The 1,796-nt window shown below is 71.8% G+C and carries 4 protein-coding genes; 3 read left to right on the top strand and 1 reads right to left on the bottom strand.

What is annotated here, in order from left to right; translation table 11 throughout:
• Together PV363_RS17730 and PV363_RS17725 are read left to right on the top strand one after the other, a co-directional pair.
• On the top strand, positions 1–188 hold a 188-nt coding region (locus PV363_RS17730; protein ID WP_301023082.1), incomplete at its 5' end, for a hypothetical protein.
• Positions 185–748 carry a DUF1707 domain-containing protein gene (locus tag PV363_RS17725; protein WP_301023081.1) on the top strand — a complete coding sequence of 188 codons (564 nt, stop codon included), beginning with the start codon at positions 185–187 and terminating at the stop codon, positions 746–748. The genes PV363_RS17730 and PV363_RS17725, both read left to right, overlap by 4 nt.
• A 15-nt stretch (positions 749–763) precedes the next feature.
• Here PV363_RS17725 and PV363_RS17720 read toward each other — a convergent pair whose 3' ends face one another.
• Positions 764–1,549 carry a glycerophosphodiester phosphodiesterase family protein gene (locus PV363_RS17720; RefSeq protein WP_301023080.1) on the bottom strand — a complete coding sequence of 262 codons (786 nt, stop codon included), beginning with the start codon at positions 1,547–1,549 and terminating at the stop codon, positions 764–766.
• A 136-nt stretch (positions 1,550–1,685) separates the two neighbouring features.
• On the opposite strand from PV363_RS17720, the gene PV363_RS17715 reads away from it, so the two are divergent.
• A partial coding sequence (locus PV363_RS17715; RefSeq protein ID WP_301023083.1) for a hypothetical protein occupies positions 1,686–1,796 on the top strand: 111 nt, incomplete at its 3' end.

Raw genomic sequence — 1,796 nt, 5'->3', positions numbered from 1 at the left:
TGGCCCTCGAGGTCGTCGCGCACAACGAGGCAGCGCGGACGCTCTACGCCGGCCGGGGCTGGACCCCTCTCGGGCCGTACGCGGCCCGCTGGTTCGGCGACGACGGGCCGGTGTTCGAGGCCCACCGGTTCGTCCTTCCGACCGCGGGCGCACCGCGCCCCCGCGATGTGGAACGATCGGCCACGTGAGCGAGATCAGTCCGACCGGAGATCCCTGGAGCCGCTTCTCCCGAGATCCGCGTGACCCTGCGGTCTCGGCCCTGCGCACCGGTGACGTCGACCGCGCCGTCCTGACCGACGTCCTCGGCGAGGCCTTCTCCGACGGACGGCTCACCCGTGAGGAGTACGACGAGCGTGCGGACGAGGCAGTCCGGGCGCGTACGTACGGTGACTTCCTCCCGCTGATGCAGGACCTCGTTCCCACCAGCGGAGCGGCGGCACCACCGGTGCGGCGCGGCGACAGCCCGGACCTCCAGCGTGCCGCGGTGAAGGCGTACGAGCGCAAGCGTCGTGACTCGTGGGTCGAGGCCGTGACGATCACCCTGATCTGCACAGGCATCTGGCTGGCGATTAGCCTCGCCGGCGGCGGGTTCGACCCTCACTTCCCGTGGCCGATCATCGTCGCGGTGATCGCGTTCGCCGACTCCATCGAGACGACGGCGAGCCGGGAGAAATACATCGAGAAGGAGCGCGCGAAGCTCGAGCGCAAGGCGCGCAAGCAGGAGCGCAAGGAGCTTCCGGGCTCCTGATCGGGTGCCAGTGCCTCACACCGACGCTGACGCGTCGACCCGCGTACGGAGCAGGTCCAGCGCCCGCTGCGGACGGTCGGTGATGATGCCCTCGACCCCGGCATCGGCCGCCCGCAGGATCGCCGCCGGCGCGTTGGCCGTCCAGACGTAGGTCTCGAGCCCCGCGAGCTGGGCACGACGGACGTACGCCGAGGTGACCGCTCCGTGCCAGGGGTTGACCGCGTCAGCCCAGGCCTCGAGCCTGGGCTGACGGGGCGTGGAGTGGACCAGGAGACCGCGCGGGACCTCCGGAAGCAGACGCCCGAGCTCCCGGAGCGCTGGTGCGTCGAAGCTCTGCGCCGTCACCGACACCCCGGGCGAGAAGCAGCGCAGGACCTCCGCGACCGCGCCGACGAGCCGGGGTTGCGTCTCGGGGTTCTTGATCTCGACGAGGAGCGCGACGCCGGTGGCGCGGAGCGCGTCGAGCGCCTGCTCCAGCGTCGGGACCGGCTCTCCGGCGAACGCGGCACCACGCCCGGAGCCTGCGTCGAGGCGCCGTACCTCGTCGTCGGTGAAGGTCCAGACGGGGTCGTGGGCGCGACCGGGGTGGCGCCGAGCGACGTCGGTGGTGCGCGCGAGCGTCGGGTCGTGGACGACGACGGGCGTGCCGTCCCGGGTGGACTGGACGTCGATCTCGACCGCGTCGACGCCGATCGCCACTGCTGCGGCGACAGCGGCGAGCGTGTTCTCCGGCGCGACGGCGTGGGCGCCCCGGTGGGCGACCACGCGCGGGCGGCGCATCGTGGTGATCTGCTCGTTCATGCTGCGAGCGTCGTCCGGACCGATGGAGCGCGGGCGAGAACGAGGTGGACACGGGGTGAACGGACGCTGAGGTGTTGTCCGAGTTGGCGGCGTAGAATACGAACATGCGTTCGATCGATGCTGTGGTGGGAGGGCGGTGAACGGCGACGCCACCATCCTCCACGCCGACCTCGACTCGTTCTTCGCGTCGGTCGAGCAGCGCGACGACCCTTCCCTCCGCGGCCGGCCGGTCCTCGTCGGCGGGGGT

This window comes from Mumia sp., assembly GCF_028803055.1.
GTDB lineage: Bacteria > Actinomycetota > Actinomycetes > Propionibacteriales > Nocardioidaceae > Mumia.
Note: the sequence above shows the minus strand (reverse complement) of the source record. Positions and strands in the feature narration are given on the sequence as shown.

Bases quoted from the DNA above. Each gene is read 5' to 3' on its own strand.
- PV363_RS17720 (WP_301023080.1), bottom strand. From the start codon at position 1,549: ATGAACGAGCAGATCACCACGATGCGCCGCCCGCGCGTGGTCGCCCAC.